General features: G+C 68.2%; 18 protein-coding genes. 7 read left to right on the forward strand and 11 right to left on the reverse strand.

Features of this window, described 5'->3' with window-relative positions:
• Positions 1 to 40: 40 nt before the first annotated feature.
• Both eccE and mycP read right to left on the reverse strand, forming a co-directional pair.
• On the reverse strand, positions 41 to 1,438 hold the full coding sequence (gene eccE, locus G6N07_RS19335; protein WP_085190639.1) for a type VII secretion protein EccE: 1,398 nt from the start codon (positions 1,436 to 1,438) through the stop codon (positions 41 to 43).
• Positions 1,435 to 2,781: a type VII secretion-associated serine protease mycosin gene (gene mycP, locus G6N07_RS19340; protein WP_085190729.1), complete on the reverse strand. Its 1,347-nt coding sequence runs from the start codon at positions 2,779 to 2,781 to the stop codon at positions 1,435 to 1,437. The genes eccE and mycP overlap by 4 nt, the downstream gene beginning before the upstream one ends.
• A 216-nt stretch (positions 2,782 to 2,997) precedes the next feature.
• Between mycP and G6N07_RS21125 the strand changes: the two genes are divergently transcribed.
• Positions 2,998 to 3,321, forward strand: a complete 324-nt coding sequence (locus tag G6N07_RS21125; RefSeq protein WP_372507528.1) for a pirin-like C-terminal cupin domain-containing protein — start codon at positions 2,998 to 3,000, stop codon at positions 3,319 to 3,321.
• 1 nt (position 3,322) lies between these two features.
• Here the strand turns inward: G6N07_RS21125 and G6N07_RS19350 are convergent, their stop codons facing one another.
• Together G6N07_RS19350 and G6N07_RS19355 are read right to left on the reverse strand one after the other, a co-directional pair.
• Positions 3,323 to 5,476, reverse strand: coding sequence for an FUSC family protein (locus G6N07_RS19350; protein WP_085190635.1), 2,154 nt, complete (start codon positions 5,474 to 5,476; stop codon positions 3,323 to 3,325).
• 31 nt (positions 5,477 to 5,507) lie between these two features.
• Positions 5,508 to 6,074, reverse strand: a complete 567-nt coding sequence (locus G6N07_RS19355) for a TetR/AcrR family transcriptional regulator (RefSeq protein WP_085190633.1) — start codon at positions 6,072 to 6,074, stop codon at positions 5,508 to 5,510.
• A 165-nt stretch (positions 6,075 to 6,239) separates the two neighbouring features.
• Here G6N07_RS19355 and G6N07_RS19360 point away from each other — a divergent pair, with 165 nt between their 5' ends.
• From G6N07_RS19360 to G6N07_RS19380, 5 genes are all read left to right on the forward strand, one after another.
• Positions 6,240 to 6,875 carry a TetR/AcrR family transcriptional regulator gene (locus G6N07_RS19360; RefSeq protein ID WP_085190631.1) on the forward strand — a complete coding sequence of 212 codons (636 nt, stop codon included), beginning with the start codon at positions 6,240 to 6,242 and terminating at the stop codon, positions 6,873 to 6,875.
• 58 nt (positions 6,876 to 6,933) lie between these two features.
• A complete protein-coding gene (locus G6N07_RS19365; RefSeq protein WP_085190629.1) occupies positions 6,934 to 7,872 on the forward strand; it encodes a class I SAM-dependent methyltransferase in 939 nt (312 codons plus the stop codon).
• 114 nt (positions 7,873 to 7,986) lie between these two features.
• Complete coding sequence (locus G6N07_RS19370) at positions 7,987 to 9,399, forward strand: aldehyde dehydrogenase family protein (RefSeq protein WP_085190627.1); 1,413 nt, start codon at positions 7,987 to 7,989, stop codon at positions 9,397 to 9,399.
• Positions 9,400 to 9,428: 29 nt separating this feature from the next.
• The gene (locus G6N07_RS19375) at positions 9,429 to 10,295 is read left to right on the forward strand and encodes an SDR family oxidoreductase (RefSeq protein ID WP_085190625.1); all 867 of its coding nucleotides are present in this window, start codon (positions 9,429 to 9,431) and stop codon (positions 10,293 to 10,295) included.
• Positions 10,296 to 10,407: 112 nt separating this feature from the next.
• A complete protein-coding gene (locus G6N07_RS19380; protein ID WP_085190623.1) occupies positions 10,408 to 10,893 on the forward strand; it encodes a DUF456 domain-containing protein in 486 nt (161 codons plus the stop codon).
• 18 nt (positions 10,894 to 10,911) lie between these two features.
• Here the strand turns inward: G6N07_RS19380 and G6N07_RS19385 are convergent, their stop codons facing one another.
• From G6N07_RS19385 to G6N07_RS19410, 7 genes are all read right to left on the reverse strand, one after another.
• A complete protein-coding gene (locus G6N07_RS19385) occupies positions 10,912 to 11,712 on the reverse strand; it encodes a tyrosine-protein phosphatase (protein ID WP_085190621.1) in 801 nt (266 codons plus the stop codon).
• On the reverse strand, positions 11,712 to 12,938 hold the full coding sequence (locus G6N07_RS19390) for an acyl-CoA dehydrogenase family protein (RefSeq protein ID WP_085190619.1): 1,227 nt from the start codon (positions 12,936 to 12,938) through the stop codon (positions 11,712 to 11,714). Before G6N07_RS19390 ends, G6N07_RS19385 begins: the two co-directional genes overlap by 1 nt.
• A 117-nt stretch (positions 12,939 to 13,055) precedes the next feature.
• Positions 13,056 to 13,190 carry a hypothetical protein gene (locus G6N07_RS20770; protein ID WP_263858051.1) on the reverse strand — a complete coding sequence of 45 codons (135 nt, stop codon included), beginning with the start codon at positions 13,188 to 13,190 and terminating at the stop codon, positions 13,056 to 13,058.
• A gap of 10 nt (positions 13,191 to 13,200) precedes the next feature.
• Positions 13,201 to 14,379: an acyl-CoA dehydrogenase family protein gene (locus G6N07_RS19395; RefSeq protein WP_085190617.1), complete on the reverse strand. Its 1,179-nt coding sequence runs from the start codon at positions 14,377 to 14,379 to the stop codon at positions 13,201 to 13,203.
• A 9-nt stretch (positions 14,380 to 14,388) separates the two neighbouring features.
• Complete coding sequence (pntB, locus tag G6N07_RS19400; RefSeq protein WP_085190615.1) at positions 14,389 to 15,831, reverse strand: Re/Si-specific NAD(P)(+) transhydrogenase subunit beta; 1,443 nt, start codon at positions 15,829 to 15,831, stop codon at positions 14,389 to 14,391.
• 3 nt (positions 15,832 to 15,834) lie between these two features.
• Positions 15,835 to 17,370, reverse strand: a complete 1,536-nt coding sequence (locus G6N07_RS19405) for a Re/Si-specific NAD(P)(+) transhydrogenase subunit alpha (protein WP_085190613.1) — start codon at positions 17,368 to 17,370, stop codon at positions 15,835 to 15,837.
• Between the two features lie 53 nt (positions 17,371 to 17,423).
• Complete coding sequence (locus G6N07_RS19410) at positions 17,424 to 18,110, reverse strand: SDR family oxidoreductase (protein ID WP_085190611.1); 687 nt, start codon at positions 18,108 to 18,110, stop codon at positions 17,424 to 17,426.
• Positions 18,111 to 18,226: 116 nt separating this feature from the next.
• Between G6N07_RS19410 and G6N07_RS19855 the strand changes: the two genes are divergently transcribed.
• Positions 18,227 to 18,748, forward strand: coding sequence for a cation:proton antiporter family protein (locus G6N07_RS19855; protein ID WP_179960008.1), 522 nt, complete (start codon positions 18,227 to 18,229; stop codon positions 18,746 to 18,748).
• The last annotated feature ends 37 nt before the right edge of the window (positions 18,749 to 18,785 follow it).

Raw genomic sequence — 18,785 nt, forward strand, 5'->3', positions numbered from 1 at the left:
TCAGGTCACCGCTGAATTTTGGCGGTCGGCAAACGGTTGGTCACTGCTCGAGTGCCATCTGGTAGCGGCTTTCCTCGCGTGGGTTGACCAATCGGATGGGCAGCTGCCGGTGCCTCGGGGTGTCGATGAAGTTGTCTCGCAGTATCACCCGGCCGACGCCGGGATGTGGGCTCAGATAGGTGGTGGCGTTCGGCCACGACAGTTTGGCCTCGTGGCCGATCCTTCCGTTGACGAAGCCGGCGAACTCGCCGAGCTGCGGTCCAAGCGTCACCACCGCACCCGCGGCCGCGGACCGGACCACGAACTGGGTGAACAGCCGAGCATCACCGAGATTGATGCTGACATCGACGTCGTCGAACGGCATGTACACCGGGTACCGGTCGACGGTCTCGCCGACGAGGACGCCGGCCGAGCCGATCGGCAACTCGTGGTGCTTGTCGGTCACCGGGCTGATGCCCTGCAGCGCGGCGCGCTGGCCCCCGAACAGACACGAAAACCCGCGGGGGGTAGACGGATTCGCCAATGTTGTCAACAGCACGGTGGTCGTCGGGACCGTGCCCGGGCGGATCCTCATCCGGGTGATGGTGTGGTCCGCGCGCGCCGACCACCACGCGTCCGGACCGCCGGATGCGCTGTAGGCGGCGGTGAAGGTGCTGCGGCCCTTGATCGCCGACCAGGTCTCCCTTTCGAAGCTGACCTCGGTCGCCCGGTCGAAATCGTCGAAGCTGCGGCTGGGCCGGGCGTCGATCCCGTTGCTCGCCAACTGATCCGCTAGTCGGGTCGTCGCGGCGACCAGATACCGCGCCAGACCGGCCACGCCGGAGTCGCGGCGCTGCGCTGGTTTCCGGGTCAGCTCTGGATCGGCACGCAAAACGATCCACGTCCGGCGGCTCGCCGGCGCCGGATACGGTCCGACCACCTGTTCGTACAGCGCCACCAGGCTGGCCGGCGCCGTCTTGCCGACCCGGTACCCCGCGGCCACCACGTCGGCTTCGAGTTCCGGGCAGTGCGCCGCGATCAGCTTCTCCACCATTGCGGTGTCGAGCACGTCGTCGGTCAAGGACTGCCCATTGACCACCACGGTCGGCGTGAACGGTCGCGGTACCAATTCGATCACCGACATCAGGTGATCGCCCTGCCAGCGCACCGCGACGTGGTCACCGGGCATGACCGTGGCACCGACCGCGGGTTCCGACGGCGCCGGCGGGGTGCTGCGGTGCCTGCGCCGCCACGAGAACAGGGCCGCCACCCAGCCCGTCAACCGGCGTCCACGCAGGGTAACGGTCGCGATCAATGCGATCAGCACACAGACCATGATCCCGACCCACATCGCGTCCAGCGGTACGAAGATCGCGATGCACGCCGGGATCAGCACCGCCGCCCACATCAGGTGGCCGGTGCTCAGGCGCAGACCGAACTGCGCGGCGAGGGATTTCATCGGCGCCTCAACGCCCGCCGGGTCAGTGCGGTGATGCCGAGGATCAGCGTCAGACCCGCCCCGATCACGACCACCCCGGTGATCGGCCCGCGATCGGGCGGCGGCACGTACACCGGCGCAGGCAGTTGCTTGACGCGGTAGGGAATCGCTGCGGGCCCCTCGGGCACCTCCCATGTCAGCGCCGCCACCGGATCGATGACACCCGCGCCGACGTAGTTGTCCACACCGCCGCCCGGATGCCGCGCGGTTGCCGTGATGCGGTTCATGATCTGCGCGGGGGTCAACGCGGGGAAACGCTGTTTGATCAGTGCGGCCAGCCCCGAGACGTACGCAGCGGAGAACGACGTGCCCCCGATCGGGACCGGACCGTCCTGACCCTGCAGCGCGTTGACCGGCTTACCGTCGTACCCTAGTGCGGTGATGTTGGCGCCCGGCGCGGCCGCACCCACCCACGGCCCGGACATCGAGAAGTTGCTCGGCTGACCGTTGTCGTTGATGCTCCCGACGGTCAGCACCAGCGGCGAGTACCAGGCCGGGCTGACGACGGTCTGGACCTGTTGCCACCCGCGCGGATCGGCCGGGATCGCCGGGTCGGGCGGCGGGTTTTGCGTGCAGTCCTGCCCGGTGTTGCCCGCGGCGACGACGACCACGGCGTTCCTCACGTTGACGGCGTAGTTGATCGCCGCCCCCAACCCGGTCTCGTCGATGGGACGGGTGATTCTGTAGCAGGCGGCTTCGCTGATGTTGATCACCTGCGCGCCCAGGTTGGCGGCGTGTACCACGGCGCGAGACAGGCTGCGTAGCGAACCCGCGGTCGGCGTGGTGTTCGGGTCGTTGGGGTCCTGGCGGGCGCCGACCGGCTGGAAGGCCTCCGAGGTCTGGCGCAGCGACAGCACGCGGGCATCCGGGGCGACACCGACGAACCCGTCAGTGGGCGACCGGCGTCCGGCGATGATCGATGCCGTCAGCGTGCCGTGCGAGTCGCAGTCCGACATCCCGTTGCCGGCCTGGTCGACGAAGTCACCGCCGGGTTCGGCCGGCACGCGGGTCGACCCGTTCACACCGGTGTCGATCACCGCGACGGTGACGCCCGCGCCGGTGGCGAACTCCTGGGCCTCGGCCAGTTGGAGATAGTCGTTCGGCCATGGCTTGTCGGCAAAGTTGAAGTTGGGCAGCACCGTGGGGGCCGAACAGATCCTGCGCTGCTCCGTCGGCGAATCAGGCCCCGTCTGGTCGGGCGGCAGCGCCGCCGGGTCGATGCTCGGTGGTTCGATCGCTCCCACCGGTGGCGCACTGGCCAGCGCCAACAGCAGGGCCGCCAGAACCACACCCACCCGCTGCACCGCGCTGCGCACCCCCCGTGTCGACCCGCCGACGGCTTCGCGCCTCAGTGTAGACAGCAGCCTCAGTGTAGACAGCAGCCTCAGTGTAGACAGCAAATCTCGACCCGCCTCCCGGGCGGCCCATCCCATCGCGCCACGCGGACCGGTCGATTGCACGGAGCAAGCCTAAGGGCATTGGGGGGCGGGTCACTGCGGTTTCTTGCCGTGAGGAACTCCGTGCCCGGCGGCGTCGAGCGCCATGATCAGTTGAGCGCCATGATCAACAGCGCGGACGCGGCGGCGGCGCGGGGAGAACCCAGCGGCACCGATTGGCATCCGCACCGCGGGTTCGAACTGGTCGGCAGCGGTGGCAACTTCCACGGCATCCAGCTGTGGGTGAACCTGCCGGGCATCCGATCCAGCAGTGAGCCGGTCGTTCATTACGCGCCGTTCGTGATGAACTCGAAATCCTCAGTGATCCAAGCGGTCGAGGACTTTCAGGCCGGCAAGTTCGGCAACATCCCGCCGGACGCGCTGATGCCCCCCACCACGGGCCGGTGACTCAGCTGCGGACGGTGCGGTGTTCCTCGCGCCGGGGGTAGAGCAGCTCGAGTTCGCCGAGCTGCGCAGCGACGGTGACCAGCGGCAAAGCCGCCGACACTGCGAGCTCACTGCCACCGGCCTCGGCGCGAAGGGCCCGGACGAAGTCGTCGCTGATCGGCGGCAGGGACCGCGCCACCGGCCGGCCGAGGAGCCGTAGCGGCACCAGGTCGGCGTGGCTCTCGAGCACCTTGCGGGTCCCCGGATAGACGCCGAGCGGTGGCGGCACCACGTCGGCGACCAGTTCTGCCGCGCCGCGCAATCGGACCGCACGGTTGGCGGCGCCAACCGCCGGGGCCTTGGCGGCGGTCTCTCCGTGGTTCTCCGACAGGTACTGCCGCAGCGCGTCGTCGAGGGTGCGGGACGCCTCGAGCGCCTCGTGGCTCAGCGTGACGACGCGGTCGTCGGCGGTCTCGGACGCACCGCGGGTTACGCGGAGCACCGCCGCCTTGAGCAGCGCGGCGCCCGCCACCGCGGCGTGGTCGACGGCCAGCGAGACCATCACCGACGCCCCGCGGGGCCATAGCAGCATCGACACCGTCATCCCCACGAGGGCGCCGACCACCACGTCCTCGACGCGGATCAGCCCCACCGACCACCCCGTCGGCTGGATGACGTTGAAGATGATCAGCACCATCATCGTGAACGCGGCCTGCCCCGCGACGAACGATGCGACCTCGGGGACGTAGGCCGAGCCGAACGCGACCACCGGGAGCAGCAGCCACATGACCACCGGTTGGATCCCGACCAGTTCGATGACCACCACCCCGATCACGAAGCCGATGCCGGTCCCGGCGACGGCGCGCAGCACACGGGTTCCGGTCGTCAGCGCGCTGCTGCGCAACACCGACATCGCGCCCAGTACCACCCAGAAGCCGTGTTCGACCGGGAAGACGTGTGTCACGGCCACGGCCAGTGCCAGGCCGAGTCCCGTACGCAGACTGTTCTGTAGTACGACGGCGCGGGTGGCGACGAAGCCCTTGGTGATGGCCGCGATGGCCGTCGTCTCCGGCATCACCCAGTCGGCCGCGCCCGTCTGGGGGAGCCGACGGCCGAGGACTCGGGCCCAGACCGGCCGGGCGTCGGCCAGGGCGGCGTTGCGGATGACGCGTCCTGTCACCCCGACCGTCGCCGAGAAAGTACGGCGGCCGAGCAGGGTTCGCCCCACGTCGAGCGCGGTGGCGTCGTCGGGCACGGCGAGGATCTGCTCGATGTCCTCCCGGTAGCGGCCATGGGCGACCGCGCGCAGCTCGGTCAGCGCCGCGTCGAGGTCGGCGGCGCGCGCGGCGCGTGCGGTCCCGTCGCGGATGCGTAGTACCGCGGCCGAATCGCGCAGCACCCGCACGATCGGGGGTTTCATATCGCCCAGCAGGGCGCCGTGATGGTCGGTGATCCGGTCGGACAGCCAGCCTAAGTCGTCGACCACCCGCACCAGCGCGCGACTGCCCGCGGTGAGGGCGACGGGGCGGAAATCCGCGTTGACGAAGGTGTCGTACAGCGCGTTCATCGCCCGCGTGACGTCGCGGGTGGTCGCCGTCCCCTCCAGGCAGTCGGCCAGCTTGCGGCATACGCGGGCGGCGTGGCGCCGCAGATCGTCGTGATGCCGGGGCGGGAAGAGGAACAGCGCGGCCGGCACACACACCGCCAGGGCGATCAGCCAACCCGTCAGCCGTTCGTCGATCGGGCCCGGCTGCGTGCAGGCCGGCAGCACGAACGTCAGCAGCGTCGCACGCTGGCCTGCCGCGATGATCTCGCTGAGCACTCCGGCGAACATCACCGCGACACCGAGGACGAACATCAGCCCCACGCTGAGCCACGGGTACGGCGCGACGAGCGTGCCGACCGTGATGAGGACCGCGCCGTTGATCCCCAGGCCGGCATAGGCCAGCGCGCGGGCAGGCCGGTTGCCGGGGAAGTCGGCGAGGATCAGCAGCGCCACCGAGCCGAAGATCGTGAACATCGGCGTCTGCGACTGCCCGTCGAGGGTGAAGCTGACGGCCGCGGCGATCGGCATCACGATGCCCGCCCGGGTCGCGCGGCGCAGGGCGTCGCGCTCGGGGTCGCGGTGCTCGATCCGGTCGGCGGCCCGGCGCCACAGGACGGCCGGGGTCAGCATGATCGCCGATGGTAGACCGCCGGTAGGTGGCTCAGGCGGGGCCGGACAGCGAGCTCAAACGGCCGGAGTCGAGGGCGTGGATGATTTCGGCGGCGATCCAGGTCATGGCGTCATGGTCCCGGGGGAGGGTGGTCTGCTCGTACCCGACCAGGACGTAGACACACCACGCTGCGAAGACTTCCGCCTGCCGCGCGTCGCCGACGAGCTCCAGCGACGATTCCCGCACGATGTCGTAGCGCTGACGGTCCACCCGGGCCTGCACGGCACACACGTTCGGATCGATCGCGCCCCACACCCGGATCGCGGCCTCGGCTCCGTGCGGCAGCGCGAGCGCCTCCCGGATCAGGGTCTCGACTCGCCGGTGGGGGTCGTCCTCGGCGCGGACGGCGTCCACGATCCGCGTCGTGGCGTGCTCGCACCAGTAGTCGACGAGCTCGCGGGTGTAGGCCGACCAGTTGGCGAAGTAGTGGTAGAACGACCCGGTCGTGACTTCGAGACGGTGGCATACCTCGGCGAGTTTCAGCCCGCCGTAACCCCGGTCGGCGAGTATGGCGAGTCCGGTCTCGAAGTACGCCTCCCGAGTGACCACCGCCCCCATGGGACGACAGATTAGTTGCTGCGGCTGCTTTTGTGGCCGACATCGCCACACGTCTGCCTGCGATGATTCGTCCGCGCGCGGCCGGGATTTGCTGGAAATGCACCCGCGGGCGCGCGGCCTAGACCGTGTGGGAGTGACCGACGTTACCTATGGCACAATTTCACCGTGCCGCATACTGCCAGCCGTGGGCCGGGACGACCGCCCGCAGCGAAGGCCGCAGAGACACGTGAGCGCATTTTGCGCGCTGCCAGAGAGGTCTTCAGCGAACTCGGTTACGACGCTGCGACTTTCCAGGCAATCGCGATTCGGGCCGATCTGACTCGTCCCGCGATCAACCATTACTTCTCCAACAAACGCGTTCTCTATCGCGAGGTCGTCGAACAGACGAATGCCTGGGTGATTAGCGCGGGCATGGAACGCGCCCACGGTGAGGGCACGCTGCTGGGCCGGTTGTCGGCCTTCTTCGCGGCCGCCATCCACGCCGACTCCCAAGACCGTTCGGCCGCCGCATTTCTCGTCACGTCGGTGCTCGAATCCCAGCGACATCCCGATCTGCGCAGCGACGAACACGACGCGCTGCGGATGTCGCGGTCGTTCGTGTCCTGGGCGGTCAACGACGCCATCGACCGCGGTGAGCTCCGTACCGACACCGACGTCCCGTCGATCGTCGAGATGTTGGTCGCGGTGATGTGGGGGATGGGTTTCTACGCCGGCTATGTGGGCGGCCAACAGGAACTCGCCGGCATCGTGGAGAAATTCGAGTTGCTGATGGCCAACGATTTGTGGCAGCTCAGCAACTGAGGGGTGAGATCAACCACAATCGATAGCTGCTCTAAGTCATTTCGGTAGCGTCGGGTTGATGAGCTCCCTGCGCACCGACGACGACACCTGGGACATCGCGACGAGCGTGGGATCCACCGCGGTGATGGTGGCCGCATCGCGTGCCGCGGAGACCGAGCGTCCCGAGCCGTTGATCCGGGATCCGTACGCCAGGCTGCTCGTCAGCGGGGCGGGCACCGGCATATGGGAGAAGGTGCTCGACGCCGACTTCGTCGGGAAGGTCGCCGATGCCGACACCGAGGCCGCCGCGATCTTCGAGCACATGAACAGCTATCAGGCGGTGCGCACGCACTTCTTCGACGCGTTCTTCGCCGCCGCCGGCGAGGCCGGGATCCGCCAGGTAGTCATTTTGGCCTCCGGCCTGGATTCGCGGGCGTATCGCCTCGCCTGGCCCTCGGGCACAACGGTCTACGAGATCGACCAGCCCAAGGTGCTCCAGTACAAGGCCGCCAGACTCGCCGAGCACGGCGTCGAACCCGCCGCCACCCGCCGCGAGGTGGCGATGGACCTGCGCTACGACTGGCCCGCCGCACTGCGCGTGGCCGGGTTCGACCCGCCGACCCCGACCGCATGGTTGGCCGAGGGTCTGCTGATGTACCTGCCTGCCGGGGCGCAGGACCGGCTGTTCGAGCAGATCACCGCACTGTCGGCGCCGGGGAGTCGCGTCGCCGTGGAGACGACGGGGGTGCAGGCTGGCGATCGGCGCCAGGAGATGCGGGAGCGTTTCGAGCGCATTGCCGAGAGGTTCGGGATGGCCGCGACGCTGGACATCCAGCAGCTCATCTACGAAGACGTCGACCGCGCCGACGTCGCCGAGTGGCTCGACACCCACGGTTGGACGGCGACCGCGGTCCGCTCTCAGCAGGAGATGCGCCGGCTGAACAGGTGGGCCCTGCCGGCCGAGTTGACCGATGAGGAAGCGTTTTCTGACTTCGTCACCGCCGAGAAGCTGTCCTGAGACAAACAGGACGCCCGGGTGACCGCGGAGAAAGTCGACTAACATCGCGGACCCTGGTGGGCGGGGGCAACCGGTTGGTTACGATCGAGTCATTCCGGTCAGGAAGGACCAGCCATGACAACTAATTCCGCCGCTCAGGTCACCCAGGCCGTCCGGCCCACCTCCGACATCCCCGCTACCGTCGAACGTCTTCGTCGTACCTTCGCGACCGGCCGCACCCGCGACATCGAATGGCGTAGACGACAATTGCGCGCGCTGGAACGGCTGATAATCGAGAACGAGACGGCGATTGCCGGCGCGCTCGAGCAGGACCTTGGCCGTAAACCGTTCGAGGCGTGGCTCGCCGACATCGCCAGTGTCGCCGGCGAGGCCAAGGACGCCGCGAAGAACCTGCGCAAGTGGACGCGCCGCCGCTACCGGATGTTGGAGCTGTCGCAGCTGCCGGGGCTCGGCTGGGTCGAATACGAGCCTTACGGCACGGTGCTGATCATCGGCGCCTGGAACTTCCCGTTCGCGCTGACGCTCGGGCCCGCTGTCGGCGCGATCGCCGCGGGAAACACCGTGGTGCTCAAACCCTCGGAGGTGGCGCCGGCCAGCTCGGCGCTGATGGCCGAACTGGTACCGCGCTACCTCGACAACGAGGCCATCGTGGTGATCGAGGGCGACGGCGCGGTAAGCCAGGAACTCATCGCCCAGGGCTTCGACTACCTGCTCTACACCGGCGGAACCGAGGTCGGCCGCAAGGTCTACGAGGGCGCCGCACCGCACCTGACTCCCGTCACGCTGGAGCTCGGCGGCAAGAGCCCGGTGATCGTGACCGCCGACGCCGACATCGACGTGGCTGCCAAGCGCATCGCCTGGACGAAGCTGATCAACTCCGGCCAGATCTGCATCGCTCCTGACTACGTACTGGCCGAGGCACAGATCCGCGACCAGCTCGTCGACAAGATCAAGGCCGCGGTGCGGACCTTCGAATCCGAGAACCCCGACGGCAAGCGCATCGTCAACGAGCGGCACTTCGACCGGCTCACCACCGCACTGGCCGCGACCAAGGGCGACGTGGTGGTCGGGGGCGGCTCGAACCCGTCGACGATGAGCATCCAGCCGACCGTCGTCGTCGACCCAGACCCCGCCGAGCCGCTGATGACGGAGGAGATCTTCGGGCCGATCCTGCCGATCGTGACTGTCCGATCCGTCGACGAGGCCATCTCCTTCGTGAACGCCCGGCCGAAACCGTTGGCGGCATACCTGTTCACCAAGTCCAAGTCGATTCGCGAGCGTGTGGTCAAGGACGTGTCGTCCGGCGGCATGGTGATCAACCACCTGCTGTTCCACTTCGCCACCAGCAAGCTGCCGTTCGGCGGTGTCGGGCCGTCCGGGATGGGCGCCTACCACGGCAGGTTCGGCTTCGAGACGTTCAGCCACAAGAAGACCGTGATGTCCAAGCCCACCCGACCCGACGTGGGCGCCTTCATCTACCCGCCGTATACAGAGAGGGCTTGGAAACTCGCCCGTCGCCTCTTCTAGCGAAATCACCGGTAACTCGAAAGGAAACCATGCCAGGAGTCCAAGATCGCGTCATCGTCGTGACCGGAGCCGGTGGAGGGTTGGGCCGGGAGTATGCGCTGACGCTCGCCCGCGAGGGCGCCGCCGTCGTCGTCAACGACCTCGGCGGTGCGCGCGACGGCACCGGTGCCGGGTCGGCGATGGCCGATCAGGTCGTCGACGAGATCAAGGCCGCCGGCGGGCATGCGGCGGCCAACTACGACTCCGTCGCCGAACCCGAGGGCGCCGAGAACATCATCAAGACCGCGCTCGACGAGTTCGGCAAGGTCGACGGTGTGGTCAGCAACGCGGGCATCTTGCGCGACGGCACGTTTCACAAGATGACGTTCGAGAATTGGGACGCGGTGCTCAAGGTGCACCTGTACGGCGGTTACAACGTCATCCGCGCGGCCTGGCCGCACTTCCGTGAGCAGAGCTTCGGCCGTGTGGTGGTCGCCACCTCGACCAGCGGGTTGTTCGGCAACTTCGGCCAGGCTAACTATGGCGCCGCCAAACTCGGCCTCGTCGGCCTGATCAACACGCTCGCCCAGGAGGGCGCGAAGTACAACATCAAGACCAACGCGGTCGCGCCGATCGCTGCCACCCGGATGACGCAGGACATCCTGCCGCCGGAGGTCTTCGAGAAGCTCACGCCCGAGTATGTTGCCCCGGTCGTCGGCCACCTCATGACCGAGGAGCTGGTCGACACCGGCTCGGTCTTCATCGTCGGCGGCGGCAAGGTGCAGCGCACCGCACTGTTCCAGAACGAGGGTGTGACGTTCTCCGACGGGGTGCCCACCCTCGACGACGTCGCCGCCAAGTGGGGCGAGATCACCGATCTGTCCGCAGCGCAGCAGGCGAGCTTCAAGCTCGGCTGAGCGGGTGAAAGCGGTTCTGGCGCAGCAGCTCACCGGTGGCCGTCCGGCCTGGTCTACACCGACGCAGAGGCGTCCGGATTAGCTCCGCGACAACAGCGCCGGGTCGGCGCCCATGAGCGCAGGTGGGATTATTCTCGTCGCACTGGCGGTCGCCGTCGGCATGGCCGGCATCGTGGTGCCGCTGCTGCCGGGCACCCTGCTGGTGTTCGGCGCCATCGCGGTATGGGCGGTCGTGGAGCAGAACGTCACGGCTTGGGTGACGCTCGGTGTGGTCACCGGGATCCTCGGCGCGGCGCTGCTGATCAAGTACCTGTGGCCCATGCGGCGGATGCGTGCGGCCGAGGTCCGCACGATGAGTCTGGTGGCCGGCGGTGTGCTGGGCGTGATCGGGTTCTTCGTGATCCCGGTGCTCGGTCTGGTGATCGGCTTCGTCGGAGGGGTGTACATCGCCGAACTCGGGGTGCGCCGCGACCAGCGGGTGGCGTGGGCGTCGACAGTGCACGCGGTCAAGGGGGTCGCGCTGTCGGTGGGGGTGGAGTTGGCGGGCGCGCTGCTCGCGACAGCGGCGTGGGCGGTCGGGGTCTACCTGACGTCGTAGCGCATCGCCGTTTCGCAATCAGCCGCGCAGTGCCGACCTCAGCCGCCCCAGCTCGTCGTCGGTGACGCCGGCGGCCGCCACGTACCCGTCGATCGAGCCGTACTCGTCGCCGATCGTGCGGAGTGCTGTGACGAGGTACTCCTCCTGGACTCCGAGCACCGAATCCGTGAGCCGGGCCTCCGCCATCTCCAGCACCTCCGGAGTCCCGGCGGCGCGTTCGCGCACGGTTGCCAGGATGCTCTCGCGCAACCGCGGCACGGCGTTGTTGCTGCGTAGATAGTCGGCCATCACCGCGTCATGGTCCACTCCGGCGGCCTGGAGCACGACGGCGACCGTGAAGCCCGTGCGGTCCTTACCCGCGAAGCAGTGCGCGAGCACGCGGTGTCCCGAGCCCAACAGGGTCACCACCTGCCGCACGGCCCGTTGGGCCAGCGGGGCGCTCGCGATGCGCCCGTACTCCTCGGTCATGTAGCGTGCGGCGGCGGCCCCGACCGACTCGCCGTCGGGTTTGTCGGTCATCATCCGCTGGAAGGCGTGCTCGTGCGGCGCCTGCCCGTCCGAGGCGACGGTCTCGATGAACGGCAGATGGTGGACGTCCACCCCGGCGGGCACCAGTCCGCGACCGTGCCGCTCCAGTTCGCGTAACGTTCGCAGGTCGGCGACGTCGGTGACGCCGTAGCCGGCGAGCGCGGCGCGGCCGTCGTCGTTCAGGCGGGACAACTCACTGGCGCGGAAGAACACGCCGGAGGCGACGCCGGTCTGCTCGGAGACGTCGCGGAAGTTCCACGCTCCCGACAGTTCGTCGCCGGCCGAGACCACTAGCGACACACCGCCGCGGCGAACGGGGACTTCTCGCCGCCCAGTTCGGCGCGCGCGATGGTCCGCATGTGCACCTCGTCCGGGCCGTCGAACAACCGCATGGCGCGATGCGAGGCGTAGAGCCGGGCCAGCGGGAAGTCGTCGGACACCCCGGCCCCGCCGTGCACCTGGATGGCGCGGTCGATGACGTCGCACGCCACCTGCGGGGCGACCGCCTTGATCTGCGACACCAGCACGTGGGCGGCCTTGTTGCCCTGCTGGTCGATGGTCCAGGCCGCCTTGTGGCACAGCAGCCGGGCCTGGTCGATGTCGTTGCGCGACTTGGCGATCGCTTCGCGCACCACACCCTGCTCGGCCAGCGGCTTGCCGAACGCGACCCGCTTCTGCACACGGTCCACCATCAACGCCAGTGCCCGTTCGGCGGCGCCGAGAGCGCGCATGCAGTGGTGGATGCGGCCCGGGCCGAGACGGGCCTGGGCGATCGCGAAACCGCTGCCCTCCTCGTGGAGCAGGTTCTCGGTCGGCACCCGGACGTTGTCGAACACGATCTCACAGTGGCCGTGCTGGTCCTGCCAACCGAACACCGGGAGCGAGCGCTGGATGTCGACTCCAGCTGTATCAATGGGCACCAGGATCATCGACTGCTGCTGATGCGACGCCGCGTCAGGGTTGGTGCGGCCCATCACGATCAGAATCTTGCAACGCGGGTCGGCGGCGCCGCTGATCCACCACTTGCGGCCGTTGATCACGTAGTCCGAGCCGTCGCGCAGCATCGTGGTCTCGATGTTGCGGGCATCGGAGGAGGCGACGGCGGGTTCTGTCATCGCGAACGCGCTGCGGATCTCACCGGCGAGCAGCGGCTCGAGCCACTGCTTGCGCTGCTTTTCGGTCGCGAACAGGTGCAGGGTCTCCATGTTGCCGGTGTCGGGGGCGGCGCAGTTGATCACCTCTGGGGCGATCTCCAGGCTCCACCCGGACAGCTCGGCCAGTTCCGCGTAGTCCAGGTTCGACAACCCGGAGATCGACGGCAGGAACAGGTTCCACAGCCCACGTTCCTTGGCCAGCTTCTTGAGGTCCTCGACGACCGGCGGGACGGTGTGGTCGTTGCGGCCGGCCTCCTCGCGGTAACGGTGGTAGTCGGCTTCGGCGGGGAAGACGTACTCGGTCATGAAATCGGTGAGCCGCTGGTGGTAGTCCTGCGCCTTTGCCGACATCGTGAAGTCCATGCCGTCACGATATGACACGTGTCGAAGCTGCCAGACCGCCCTACCCTGATCGGCGATGACGTAGCATGATCTGTGCCGCGCCGACGACCCACGACCACCATGGCGGGTGAGGACGAGCTACTCCTTCACCCCATCGCGGTGGGTGCGGTTGTCCACGAACGTCGCGACGACGGAGACCCGACGTTCCATCGGCGCCACCGCTACACCGAGACGGGCCGCGCCAGCGCCGCCGGTTTCGAACCGGTCTTCCATGCCGAACCCGTCAACGCGTCAACGAGCGCGAGATGACCAGGCGCTGAATTTGATTGGTGCCCTCGAATATCTGCGTGATCTTGGCTTCCCGCATGTAGCGCTCCACCCGGAATTCGCGGGTGTAGCCGACGCCGCCGAGCACCTGCACCGCGTCGGTGGTCACCTTCATCGCCGCGTCGGTCGCCACCAGTTTGGCGACGCTGGCCTGGGTCGAGTATGGCAGGCCGAGGTCGCGCCGACGCGCCGCGTCCAGGTAGGTGGCGCGGGCGCTGACCACCGCGGCCGCCATGTCCGCCAGCAGGAATCCCAGCCCCTGATGGTCGATGATTCTGCGGCCGAAGGTGGTTCGTTCGTTGGCGTATGACGTCGCCTCGTCGAGCGCGGCCTGCGCCAGCCCGACGGCCACCGCCGCGATGCCCAGCCTGCCCGAGTCGAGTGCGGAGAACGCGATCTGCAGACCCTGGCCTTCGGCGCCGATGCGCCGGTCGGCGTCGACACGGGCCTGGTCGTAGTGCGCCGTCGTCGTCGGCACCGCGTGCAGGCCCATCTTCTCCTCCGGCTTGCCGAAGGAGAGCCCCGGTTGGTCGCCGGAAATCAGGAAGCAGGAGATGTCCCCCCTGCTTCCCCGGTCGCTGCGCTTCTGCCCTCCGGAACCCGATCCCTGCCCGGTGCGTGCGAAGAGGGTGTAGAAATCGGCCCGGCCGCCGTGGGTGATCCACGATTTCTCACCGGTGATCGCGTAGCCCCCTGCGAAAGGCACAGCAGCGCACCGTAACGCCGCGGCGTCGGAACCCGCCTGCGGTTCAGACAGGCTGTACGCCCCGATCTGTGAACCGGACAGCATGCCGGGCAGCCACCGCTGCTTCTGCTCGTCGGTGCCGAAGGCCAGCAGCGGATGCGACGACAGGCTGTGCACGCTGACCGCAACCGCGACCGCCGCCCACCGCGCCGCGATTTCCTCGAGCACCTGCAGGTACACCTCGTAGGGCTGACCCCCGCCACCCCACTCATCGGGTTGCGGCAGGCTCAGTAGCCCCGCGGCGCCGAGCTGGGCGAACACACCGTCCGGATACGTCTCCGACTTCTCGTGCGCATCGACGATGGGGTCGAGCACCTTGTCGGCGATGTCGCGGGTCAGCGCGATCAGCTCGCGTGCCTCGTCGGAGGGCAGCAGACGATCAACCGGCATCCGCGTACGTCACACCTTCTCGGCGACCGACAACGCCGCGTTGATCGCGTCGACCCGGTCCTTGGCGTCGCCGAACAGCATCTGGGTGTTCTCCCGGAAGAACAGCGGGTTCTGCACGCCGGCATAGCCGGAAGCCATGGAGCGCTTGAACACGATGACGTTGTTGGCGTTCCACACCGTGAGCACCGGCATACCGGCGATCGGGCTGCCCGGATCCTCCGACGCGGCGGGGTTGACGGTGTCGTTGGCGCCGATGACCAGCACGACGTCGGTGTCGGCGAAGTCGTCGTTGATCTCGTCCATCTCGAGCACGATGTCATAGGGGACCTTGGCCTCGGCGAGCAGCACGTTCATGTGCCCGGGCAGTCGGCCTGCGACGGGGTGGATGCCGAACCGGACGTTCACGCCGCGCTCGCGCAGTTTTCGGGTCAGGTCGGCGACTCCGTACTGGGCCTGGGCGACGGCCATCCCGTAGCCCGGCGTGATGATCACCGAACTGGCCGAGGACAGCAGCTCGGCCACCCCCTCGGCGTTGATCTCGCGGTGCTCGCCGTAGTCGACATCGGCTCCGGCCCCTGGGCTTTCCATGCCGAAGCCGCCGGCGATGACCGAGAGGAACGACCGGTTCATCGCCTTGCACATGATGTAGGACAGGTAGGCACCGGAGGAGCCGACCAGGGCGCCGGTGATGATCAGCAGGTCGTTGCCGAGCAGGAAGCCGGAGGCGGCGGCGGCCCAGCCGGAGTAGCTGTTGAGCATCGACACCACCACCGGCATGTCGCCACCGCCGATCGAGGCGACCAGGTGCCAGCCCAGCAGCAGTGCGAGCACCGTCACCACGATCAGCAGCCACAGCTGTGGGTCGATCACGAACCAGACCGTGAGCACGGTGAACACCACGAGTGCACCGACGTTGAGGATGTTCTTGCCGGGCAGCATCATCGGTGCGGACTTGATCCGCGCGGAGAGTTTCAGGTTGGCCACGATCGACCCGGTGAACGTGACCGCGCCGATGAAGACGCCGATGACGACTTCGGCCGAGTGGATGCCGAGCATGCCGTCGCCGGCCAGAGCGGCCGCCTCGCTGCCGCCGGGGTCACCCTCGACGTACAGGTAACCGTTCCAGCCCACGAGCACGGCGGCAAGACCGACGAAGCTGTGCAGCAGGGCGATCAGTTCCGGCATGCCCGTCATCTCGACGATCTTGGCCCGCCACAGCCCGATCGCCGCCCCGATGACCATCGCCAGGAGCAGCAGCGCAAGGCCGAGCGGCTCGATGTGGCGGGCCAGCGCCAGCGCGATGGTCGCAATCAGCGCCACGGCCATCCCGGCGATACCGAAAGTGTTGCCGGCTCTGGACGTCTCGTGTTTCGACAACCCGGCCAACGCCAGGATGAACAGCAAGGCCGCGACGACGTAGGCAGCGGTGGCGGCGGTTTCCAGTGTGAACATGGTTCAACTCCTCGAGAACATCGCGAGCATGCGGCGGGTGACCGCGAAGCCGCCGAAGATGTTGATGCTGGCGAGCAGGATCGCGACGAAGGCCAGCGCGGTCACGGCTGTGCTGTTCGCGGCGTCGCCGTGGCCGATCTGCAGCAGCGCGCCGACGACGATGATCCCCGAGATCGCGTTGGTCACCGACATCAGTGGAGTGTGCAGCGCGTGGTGTACGTTGCCGATCACGTAGTAGCCGATCACGATTGCCAGCGCGAACACGGTCAGGTGGACTTGCAGGGCGGCGGGCGAGAGCGCGATCAGGACGAGCAGCACCGCGGCTACACCGAAGGTGGTTCCGAGGCGGCGCGCCGTCGTCATGGGCCGCTTGGCCGGCTTCGGCTCGACCGGCGCTGCGGCCGTGGCCGCCGGTGCGGCTGAGACCTGCACCGGCGGCGGTGGCCAGGTCACCTCGCCGTCACGCACCACGGTGACCGAGCGCTGCACGACGTCGTCGAAGTCGAGGGTCAGCTTCCCGTCCTTCTCCGGGGTGAGCAGCTTGAGCAGGTTGACCAGGTTGGTGGCGTAGAGCTGGGAAGCCGTTGCGGGCAGCCGTCCGGCGAGGTCGGTGTAGCCGATGATCGTCACCCCGTTGTCGGTGACGACGGCTTGGTCCTTGACGGTTCCCTCCACGTTGCCCCCGTTGGCGGCGGCCATGTCGACGATCACACTGCCCGGCTTCATCGAGGCAACCATGTCCGCGGTGATGATCCGCGGGGCGGGACGGCCCGGGATCAGCGCAGTGGTGATGATGATGTCGACGTCCTTGCACTGCTCGGCGTAGAGCGCCGCCTCGCGGAGCTTGTAGTCCTCGCCCATCTCCTTGGCGTAGCCGGTGGCCGACACCTCGCCGGCGGACGGGTCGACAGCCAGGTACTCCCCGCCGAGGGACCGGACTTGATCGGCGACCTCGGGGCGCGGATCGGTGGCCCGCACGATCGCGCCGAGGCTCCCGGCGGCGCCGATGGCCGCCAGACCGGCGACGCCCGCTCCGACCACCAGCACCTTCGCGGGCGGTACCTTGCCCGCCGCGGTCACCTGACCGGTGAAGAACCGGCCGAACCTGTGCGCCGCCTCGATCACCGCGCGGTACCCGGCGATATTGGCCATCGAGGAAAGCACGTCCAGCGACTGCGCCCGCGAGATCCGCGGGACGGCGTCCATGGCCAGCACGGTGATCCGACGGTTGGACAGTTTCTCGACGAGGTCGGGGTTGAGCCCGGGCGAGATCAGGCTGACCAGCGTTGCACCGTCGCGCAGCGCCGCGATCTCGTCATCGGTCGGTGCGTTCACCTTCAAGACCACGTCGGCCGACCATGGATCGCCGATCTCTGCACCCGCCTCGACATAGGCGGCGTCGGAGAAACTCGATGCCGCACCCGCACCTGATTCGACGACGACCGAGTATCCGAGCTTGCCGATCTGCCCGACTGTCTGCGGTGTGGCGGCGACGCGAGTCTCGCCGGGCGAAGATTCGCGGGGTATCGCGATTTGCATCGCGATAGTCTGCCATCCGCCGAAGTACAGTGGGCGGCCGCCCTCTGCGTCGGTCAGGCACTCATCAGATAGTCGGCCTTACCGACATAGACGATGCTCGGCGGGAGCGGGGTCCTGGCCGCACCCACAATTGCCTCGGCGAACTCGTCGGCCGTCGGGAGCGGGGCCGTGTTCGGACCGTCGATCCGGTCGCCGGAGACCACGGTGAGATGAACGCCGGCATGCGCGAGGACCGAGCGCATCCCGTACAGGGCGGTTTCGCCGGCGCGCTTGCTCGCGGCGACCGCGACGTAACCCTTCGGCACCGCCTTGTTCGGGAAGAAATGCGCCTGATGACTGGTGACGAACACGATGCGACCGCCGGCCGGCATCAGTGGCACCGCCAAACGGGCGAGTCGGCGCTGCGCATCCCGGTTGAGGCGCATGGCGTACCGGGGGTCGGCGCCAAGTTCCGACCGGCCCGCCGTGTTGAGGACCAGCGCGTACAGCCGTCCGAACCGCATGGCGACGGAATCCATCAGCGCCGCCGCCTCGGCTTCGTCGGAGATGTCGGCGCCCAGCGTGGACGCGTGACCGCCCGCGCTGCGGATCGCGTCCGCGACAGCGTCCGCACCACCGGAGTTCAGGTGGTAGTGGACGAGGACGTGGGTGTCGGGGCCGGCGAGGTGCCGCGCGACCTCGGCGCCGATGCCCTCTGAGGCACCCGTGATCATGACAGTCCGTTCGGGTCCGTGGTGCATGTCTGGCTCCTTCCTCGACCGAGCGATGCGTGCCACCGTACACCCGAATTAAGGAAGTTAAGGGAAAAATAAGGTAACGGTAAGGCACGTTATGGCGGGGGTCCTCGCCGGGTGCGGTGGGTCGTCAGCGGGTACCTAGACACCTCTGGCCGATCGAGGGGGAAGGGCTGTCCAACGACGCGACCTCGCTGGTGGTCATCGTCGTGCGGTTCCTGTGGATGTTCCCGGTCGCCACCATCGACGAGCGACTGCACCGGCGTAAGCAGCACGTGGCCGAGCCGATCGGCTGGCGGGAGATGACCATCTCGTCGTGGGCGGGGATGCGCGGCGTGGTGACGCTCGCCGCGGTGCTGGCGCTTCCGCCCGAGTTCCCCGAGCGCGAGGGAGCCGACCCCGAGGTCATCGAACGCGCGCGACAACGCCGAACGAATGTGGCATTCGGTCGGACTCGCCCCGCCCGACGCCCCATCCCACGACGCGCACACCGACCATGCGATGACGGTCAACGCACCAAGGAAGAGATACTGACCGTCGCACGCGAGGCCGTGGTGCGGGCCCGGTCCGAGTCGGGCACCGATCCGACCGTCGTCGACCGGGTTCTACGTCGACTCGACGCCCGCGGCAGCCAGCCCGAATGACCGACGGTCACAGCGCCGCAGCCTGACCGCCGCAGCC

Origin of the sequence: Mycolicibacterium doricum, from assembly GCF_010728155.1 — a bacterium.
Lineage (GTDB): Bacteria > Actinomycetota > Actinomycetes > Mycobacteriales > Mycobacteriaceae > Mycobacterium > Mycobacterium doricum.

Excerpts from the sequence above, each read along its gene's own strand:
- pntB (WP_085190615.1), bottom strand. The coding sequence starts at position 15,831 with ATGTTCACACTGGAAACCGCCGCCACCGCTGCCTACGTCGTCGCGGCC.
- G6N07_RS19405 (WP_085190613.1), bottom strand. The coding sequence starts at position 17,370 with ATGCAAATCGCGATACCCCGCGAATCTTCGCCCGGCGAGACTCGCGTC.
- G6N07_RS19355 (WP_085190633.1), bottom strand. The coding sequence starts at position 6,074 with ATGGGGGCGGTGGTCACTCGGGAGGCGTACTTCGAGACCGGACTCGCC.
- G6N07_RS19350 (WP_085190635.1), bottom strand. The coding sequence starts at position 5,476 with ATGCTGACCCCGGCCGTCCTGTGGCGCCGGGCCGCCGACCGGATCGAG.
- G6N07_RS19370 (WP_085190627.1), top strand. The coding sequence starts at position 7,987 with ATGACAACTAATTCCGCCGCTCAGGTCACCCAGGCCGTCCGGCCCACC.
- G6N07_RS19375 (WP_085190625.1), top strand. The coding sequence starts at position 9,429 with ATGCCAGGAGTCCAAGATCGCGTCATCGTCGTGACCGGAGCCGGTGGA.
- G6N07_RS19395 (WP_085190617.1), bottom strand. The coding sequence starts at position 14,379 with ATGCCGGTTGATCGTCTGCTGCCCTCCGACGAGGCACGCGAGCTGATC.
- eccE (WP_085190639.1), bottom strand. The coding sequence starts at position 1,438 with ATGAAATCCCTCGCCGCGCAGTTCGGTCTGCGCCTGAGCACCGGCCAC.
- G6N07_RS19410 (WP_085190611.1), bottom strand. The coding sequence starts at position 18,110 with ATGCACCACGGACCCGAACGGACTGTCATGATCACGGGTGCCTCAGAG.
- G6N07_RS19365 (WP_085190629.1), top strand. The coding sequence starts at position 6,934 with ATGAGCTCCCTGCGCACCGACGACGACACCTGGGACATCGCGACGAGC.
- G6N07_RS19380 (WP_085190623.1), top strand. The coding sequence starts at position 10,408 with ATGAGCGCAGGTGGGATTATTCTCGTCGCACTGGCGGTCGCCGTCGGC.
- G6N07_RS19390 (WP_085190619.1), bottom strand. The coding sequence starts at position 12,938 with ATGGACTTCACGATGTCGGCAAAGGCGCAGGACTACCACCAGCGGCTC.
- G6N07_RS20770 (WP_263858051.1), bottom strand. The coding sequence starts at position 13,190 with ATGGAAGACCGGTTCGAAACCGGCGGCGCTGGCGCGGCCCGTCTCGGT.